Source organism: Jiangella aurantiaca (genome assembly GCF_004349105.1).
GTDB classification, from domain to species: Bacteria; Actinomycetota; Actinomycetes; order Jiangellales; family Jiangellaceae; genus Jiangella; species Jiangella aurantiaca.
The window spans coordinates 1-6,358 of record NZ_SMLB01000088.1; the positions used below are offsets into that span (position 1 = coordinate 1).

At 75.6% G+C, this 6,358-nt stretch carries 8 protein-coding genes; 3 read left to right on the plus strand and 5 right to left on the minus strand.

Annotated features, from left to right (window positions below):
- Window positions 1-2,695 (plus strand): ATP-binding protein (locus E1262_RS29835; RefSeq protein ID WP_132107978.1); only part of this gene is annotated, 2,695 nt, incomplete at its 5' end.
- On the opposite strand, the gene E1262_RS29840 is transcribed toward E1262_RS29835, so the two are convergent.
- Window positions 2,658-3,212, minus strand: coding sequence for a putative glycolipid-binding domain-containing protein (locus tag E1262_RS29840; protein ID WP_132107979.1), 555 nt, complete (start codon window positions 3,210-3,212; stop codon window positions 2,658-2,660). The genes E1262_RS29835 and E1262_RS29840 overlap by 38 nt on opposite strands.
- A 52-nt stretch (window positions 3,213-3,264) precedes the next feature.
- Between E1262_RS29840 and E1262_RS29845 the strand changes: the two genes are divergently transcribed.
- Window positions 3,265-3,798, plus strand: a complete 534-nt coding sequence (locus E1262_RS29845; RefSeq protein ID WP_132107980.1) for a CGNR zinc finger domain-containing protein — start codon at window positions 3,265-3,267, stop codon at window positions 3,796-3,798.
- On the opposite strand, the gene E1262_RS29850 is transcribed toward E1262_RS29845, so the two are convergent.
- The 3 genes from E1262_RS29850 to E1262_RS29860 form a co-directional block, all read right to left on the minus strand.
- Window positions 3,756-4,493: an SRPBCC family protein gene (locus E1262_RS29850; protein WP_132107981.1), complete on the minus strand. Its 738-nt coding sequence runs from the start codon at window positions 4,491-4,493 to the stop codon at window positions 3,756-3,758. The two genes, E1262_RS29845 and E1262_RS29850, sit on opposite strands and share 43 nt — an antisense overlap.
- Entirely contained in the window at window positions 4,486-5,079 is a 594-nt protein-coding gene (locus E1262_RS29855; RefSeq protein ID WP_203454734.1) for a winged helix-turn-helix domain-containing protein, read from the minus strand. Before E1262_RS29855 ends, E1262_RS29850 begins: the two co-directional genes overlap by 8 nt.
- Window positions 5,080-5,271: 192 nt before the next feature.
- Window positions 5,272-5,814: a hypothetical protein gene (locus E1262_RS29860; protein WP_132107983.1), complete on the minus strand. Its 543-nt coding sequence runs from the start codon at window positions 5,812-5,814 to the stop codon at window positions 5,272-5,274.
- 53 nt (window positions 5,815-5,867) lie between these two features.
- Between E1262_RS29860 and E1262_RS29865 the strand changes: the two genes are divergently transcribed.
- Window positions 5,868-6,218 (plus strand): YciI family protein, encoded by a 351-nt coding sequence (locus tag E1262_RS29865; RefSeq protein ID WP_238993112.1) that lies wholly within the window; start codon window positions 5,868-5,870, stop codon window positions 6,216-6,218.
- 4 nt (window positions 6,219-6,222) lie between these two features.
- Here E1262_RS29865 and E1262_RS31880 read toward each other — a convergent pair.
- On the minus strand, window positions 6,223-6,358 hold a 136-nt coding region (locus tag E1262_RS31880), incomplete at its 5' end, for an SDR family oxidoreductase (protein WP_132107985.1).

The following is a 6,358-nucleotide window of genomic DNA, read 5'->3' on the forward strand; positions in this document are numbered from 1 at the left end:
GCCGGGCGGTGGGCCCGCGGCGTACGGTGCGCTGGCCGGTGAGCTGGCGCGGTGGGTGGGTGCGGAGCCGCTACGGGAGCGGCTGCGGGCGGCGCACGTCCGGGCCCTCTACGGCGCCGGCCGGCAGGGCGACGCACTGGCGAGCCTCGCCGACCTGCGCGATCGCCTGGCCGACGAGCTGGGGGTCGACCCGTCGCCCGACCTGCTCCGGCTGCACGCCGCGGTGCTCGCGCAGGACCCGGCGCTGACCGGCAGCGGCCGCGACCGCCCGCGACCCGCCGCACAATCCGCAGCGGGCAACGTGCCGGCCTCGCTGACGCCGCTGGTCGGCCGCGCCGCCGCGATCGAGGACGCCGCGCGGCGGGTCGCCGCCCACCGGCTGGTCACGCTGACCGGGCCGGGCGGCGTCGGCAAGACCCGGCTGGGCGTCGAGGTCGCCGGGCACCCGGCGGCCTCGCTGCGGGACGGTGCCTGGCTGGTCGAGCTGGCCGGCCTGCGCCCGGCCGACACCGGGCCGGACGCCGTCGCCGAGCTGATCGCCGGCGTCCTCCAGGTGCGCGCCGACGCCGGGCCGAACCCCGTCGCCCGGCTGGCCGCCGCGCTCCGCACCCGCGAGCTGCTCCTGGTCCTGGACAACTGCGAGCACCTGGCCGACGCCGTCGCGGACGTCGCCGGGCGGCTGCTGCGGGCGGCGCCGGCGGTGCGGATCCTCGCGACCAGCCAGGTGCCGCTCGGCCTGGCCGGTGAGGTCGTCGTCGCGGTACCGCCGCTGGACCCCGGCACAGACGCCGTCGAGCTGTTCCTGACCCGGGCCGCGGCCGCCGCGCCCGGCCGCGACCTCGACCGCGGCACCGTCGCGGAGATCTGCCGCCGCCTCGACGGGCTACCGCTGGCGCTGGAGCTGGCCGCGACCCGGATCCGGGCGCTCGGCGAGCGCGACCTACTGGCCCGGCTGGACCACCGCTTCGAGCTGCTCGCGGCCGGGCAGCGCGGCGGGCCGGAGCGGCAGCGGACGCTGCGGGCGGTGATCGACTGGAGCTGGGAGCTGCTCACCGAGCCGGAACGGACGGTGCTGCGGCGGCTCGCGGTCCCGGCCGACGGGTGCGACCTCGCCGGGGCCGAGGCCATCGCCGGCGGCGACGACGTCGCGCCGACGGCCGTCGCCGGACTCCTGACCCAGCTGGTCGACCGGTCGCTGCTCACCGTCGTGCCGTCCCCCGCCGGGCCGCGCTACCGGCCGCTGGAGTCCGTCGCCGCGTATGCGGGCGAGCGGCTGTGCGCGGCGGGTGAGCTGGACGCCGTCCGGCGGCGGCACCGCGACCACTTGCTGGCCCTCGCGGCCGAGGCCGACGCGGGGCTGCGCGGCGCAGACCAGAGGCGTTGGCTGGACGTGCTGGACGCGGAGTCGGCCAACCTGCGCACCGTGTACGACGACGCCGTCCGGGCCGGTGCGGCGGAGCCGGCGCTGCGGCTGGTCGACGCGCTGGGGTGGTACTGGTTCCTGCGCGGCCGGTTGAGCGAGGGCCGGCGGTCGGCGGCGGCCGCGCTCGCCGTCGAGGGCGCCGCGCCGGCCGGGCTGCGGGCGCGCGTGGCCGTCTGGGCGGCCGGGTTCGCCGTCCAGCTCGGCGACGTTCCCGATGTGGCGGCGCGGGCCCACGCCGTCCTGTCCGGGTTCGACGGCGACGAGGCCGGGCTGGCGTGGGCGCGCTGGTTCCTCAGCCTCGGGCTGGCCGGCGTCGGCGACCTGTCCGTGCACGTCCGGCGCGTGGCAGCGGCGCTGACCACGTTCCGGCGGCTCGGCGACCGCTGGGGTACGGCGGCCGCGCTCAGCCTGCACGCCGACCTCTCCCGGCCGCTCGGGTCCGCCGATGCCGGGCTGCGGTCGGCCGAGGAGGCGGCCGCGCTCTTCCGTGAGCTGGGCGACCGCTGGGGGCTGCTGCGGGTCACCGACACGCTGGCCGGCCGCGCGGAGATCCACGGCGACTACGACCGCGCGGCCGCCCTGCACGAGGAGGGCGTACGCATCGCGACCGAGCTGGGACTGGCGACGGAGCTGTCGTCGCGGCTGGCCGGGCTGGGCCGGGTGGCGCTGCTGCGCGGCGACCTCGCGACCGCCGACGAGCTGCACGAGCGGGCCCGCGTCCTCGCCGCCCGGCACGCGCACCGACGAGGCGAGGAGTTCGCCGAGCTCGGGCTGGCGCTGTCGGCGCGGCGGCAGGGCCGGCTCGACGACGCCGAGCGACACCTGCGCGCGTGGCTGGACTGGTGCCTCGACATCGAGGGCGACCTCGGCGCGGCGCTCATCCTGGCCGAGCTGGGCTTCGTCGCGGAGCTGCGTGGCGACACCGAGGCCGCGCGGGCGCTGCACCTGGACGGCCTCGCGGCGGCCCGGTCGGCCGGCGACCCGCGCGCCGTCGCCCTGGCGCTGGAGGGCCTGGCCGGCGTGCTCGCGTCGACCGGCGACGGCGCCGTCGCGGCCCGGCTGCTCGGCGCTGCGGCGGCCGCCCGCGACGGGTCCGGTGCGCCGCTGCCGCCGGCCGAACGCGGCGACGTCGACCGCGTCACCGCCGCGGCGGTCGCCGTCCTCGGCCGCGCCGGGTTCGACACGGAGTTCGCCGCGGGCCGCGCGCTGCCGCCGAAGGATGCCGACGCCCTGGTCAGACCAGCCGCCGCCACAGGTGCGGATAGTCCGTGACCAGCCCGTCGCCGTCCACCGTCAGGTCGGCGGTGAAGTCGCCGGACGAGTACCGGTAGGTCTCGGAGCCCAGCCGCAGATACCGCTGGTCCACCGCGTCCGCGGTCAGGCCGTTGTCCACCTGCACGTAGACGATCCGGAGGTCGGCGGACTCGCCGACCTCCAGGCCCAGGCGGCGGATCGGCAGCGTGTTGGTGAACGGCGTCAACGCGATGTCGACGTCGACACAGCCGGCCAGGTAGGCACGTTCGGCGCCGTCGCCGTGGAACCAGCGGCCGTCGTCGCGTCGCTCCAGCACCAGGCCGGGTTCGCCGTACGACGCCAGGGTCAGCCGGCGCACGGTCCAGTCCGCGCCGGCCTCGATCGTGTATGCCAGCCGGGTCGGCCGGCCGTCCAGCGCGACGATCATCCCGTCGGCCCGCACGCCGTCGTCGTCCGCGTGAAGGACCAGGTGCTCGGTGGCGGGCCAGGCCAGCGCCGACCACATCAGCTCTCGTTCCACGTTACCGGTCATCATGAACGTCAGTTAACAGCGCCCGGCGCGCCGATGCAACCGGTAAACTGAGTGAATGGTTAACGCCGCGCAGGAGGCGCCTGGCGCGCTGGAGTCCGTCCGCGAGCTGCTGAACAGCTGGCTGATCCCCAACGACACGCGGCGGCCCGACGACCGCTTCGACGCCTGGGCCGCCGCGCACGCCGTCCCTGCCGTCGAACGCGACACCGTCCGGGCGCTCCGCGACGACCTGCGCGCGGTCGTCGACGGCGGCGACCCGGACGCCGTCGTCAACCGGTGGATCGAGCGGACCGGCGTGCGGCCGCGGGTCGGCGGCGGGGCGCTGGGGTTCCAGCACGACGGCGGCATCGCCGGCGACCTGCTGATCTCGGTCCTGGCGGCCGTCGGCGACGGGACCTGGCGGCGACTCAAGACCTGCCCCGACTGCCGGTGGGCGTTCTACGACCACACCCGCAACGGCAGCAAGCGCTGGTGCCTCATGACGGCGGGCGGCCCGGGCGGCCGGTCGTGCGGCAGCATCGCCAAGGTCCGCGCGTACCGTGCCCGTCAGGCCTCGGTGCCGGGGAGGGGTTCGGCCGGCGCCGGGTAGCGGGGGCTCCACCACGCCGCCCACCGGTCGTTCAACTCGGCGTACGCGGCGTCGTCGAGGCCGAAGGTGCTCAGCACGGCCATGGCCGAGCCGTCCGGCTTCTCCTCGCCAGGTGGCACGAAGGCGATCACGAGCAGCCCCTCGCCCCACGCGTCGGCGGTGAGGCCGAGCTGATGCTCCGACCGGAACCAGACCTCACCGGTGACCTCCTCGCCGGCCAGCGTCGCCCGGTACGCGGACCCGACGGGCCGCGTCGCGACGTCGCCAAGGCCCAGTTCGGCGAGTAGCGGCTGCGCGCCGGCCGTCGTCCCGGCGAAGAACGCCGTGCGGCGCGGTGCGTCCGGCTGCCGCTCCAGGTAGAAGCGCAGCTGCTGCAGGAACGTCGTCCAGCCCTCGGTGATGTCGTCGTAGTAGGCGTCCCACTCGGGGCTGACGCCGCGCGGCGCCCGGGTCAGCGTGACCCTGGTGGCGTCGCCGTCGGGTTCGAGGACGATCTGGTCGCCCTCCTGCACGCCGAGCGTGCGCGCCTGCGCGTCCTCTGTGAAGCTCTGGAAGTAGATGAGGTCGATCTCGTCATCCAGACCTGGCGTGTCCCAGCCGTGCCAGTGCCGGATGCGGTCCTTCTCGCGCAGCGCGCGCCACACGTCGTCGATCGGTGCGGCGATGGTCACCTCGATGCGCGGGGTGTCAGTCATGATCGGTCTCCTCCCGTGGGGTGGGGTAGCCGCCGGCGACCATCCGATACGGGCGGCCGCCCTCGGTGTCGAAGCGCGCGACCACCTGCCGCACCGCCTCCGTCAGCTCGTCGGTGAAGGTGTGCACGTCGCCGGGCGCGGCGAACCGGACCTCGGCCTCGATGGTGAACGTGAGCAGCCGCTTGCCGGACGCGTCGGCCTTGGCCTGCATGCGCGCGACGTCGCGGACCGCGTCGGCCGCGACACTCACCAGGTGCTCGGCGGCGTACTGGTCCTGGAGCCGGGCGAACCGCGACCGCTCGTCGTCGGCGGACATGACGGCGGGATCGACGACGACCGCGCCCGGCTTGGCCCGCAGGATCCGTTCGACGCAGCCGCGGCGCTTCCGCTCCTCGACCAGCTCGACCAGCCCGGCCGCCTCGAGCACCCGCAGGTGGTAGTTGACCCGCTGCCGCGGGAGCCCGAGCGCCGCCGCCAGCTGCGTGGCCGACGCCGGCTCGCGCAGCCGGGTCAGCAGCTCGCGGCGCGGCGGGGCGAGCGCGACCCGCACCTCACCGGGCTCCTCGAGGTACGTGATCGCGGCCATGACCCCATCGTGTAATTGACAGTTTGATTTGTCAATCCGTCCACTCATCGCCCACCACCGAGTTGATCTTGGAGTAACCGGGGTGTTGCGGGGCGAAATGCCCGTTTGATCCCACGGTTACTCCAAGATCAACTTCTGAGGAGGGGTGCGGGAGGGGGCAGTGGCGTCGCCGCGGGGCGGACGGCGGCGGGGTCAGCCGGTGGAGAGGACGGCGCGGTCGGGGACGACCCGGCCGAGGCCGTGCAACCACTCGTCCGGCGGGTCCGGCCACCAGCGGCCGGAGCGCAGCCCGGCGATCGTGCCGCGGACGGTCGCGACGTCGGCGGCGGCCGGCACGACGCGGTTCGGCGAGGCGCCCGCGAGCACCCCGAACCACCAGTGGCGCCGGGTCTCCGGGAGCGCGTCGGGGTCGAGCACGATGTAGTAGTCGGGCAGCGCGGTGGCCTCGGTGCGCAGCGACTGAAGCGCCGCCTCGACCGCGACCTCGAGGGTCCCGGCCGGCGCGGTGCCGTCGAAGAATCCCGCCCAGGCGGCGCCAACGTCGGCGAGGGGGTCGACGTCGTGCACGACGTAGGCGGCGTGCGACTGGGCGACGGCCGTGCGGACCCGCCGGCCGGCATCGTCGCCGGGAGCCCGCGGGACGGCGCGGACATTCGCCAGCCCGTCGAGCCCGGCCACCACCCGGCCCGCGTCGTCGCCGACGATCACCACCACCGTGCTGTTCGGCCGCGCCACGAGATCCAGTCTAGAAAGGCCGCCGCGGGCCTATGCTGCCGCTCGTGAAGTACATGCTGTTGATCTACGGCAACGACGAGACCTGGCAACGCATCTACGACGGCGCCAAGGCCGGCGACGACCACATGCGCGCGCATCGCGAGCTGACCGAGCGGCTGATCGAGTCCGGCGAGTACGTCGCGTCAAATGGGCTCACCGTCGAGGCCGCCCGGACGGTGCGGGTGCGCGACGGCGTGCCGGCGGTCACCGACGGCCCGTTCACCGAGGCCAAGGAGGTACTGGCCGGCTTCTACCTGGTCGACTGCGCGAGCGTGGAGCGGGCGACGGAGATCGCGGCGCTGCTCCCGGAGGCGGCCCTGGACCTCGTCGAGGTGCGCCGGGTGCTGGATCCCGCCGACATGTAGCAGGTCAGGCGGGAGCCTCCGGGTCGAGGCCGAGCGCCGCGCGGCCGCCATCGACCGGCACCGTCGCGCCGTTGACGAACGACGCGTCGTCGGAGAGCAGATGCGCGACGACGGCCGCGACCTCGTCAACCCGCCCGACC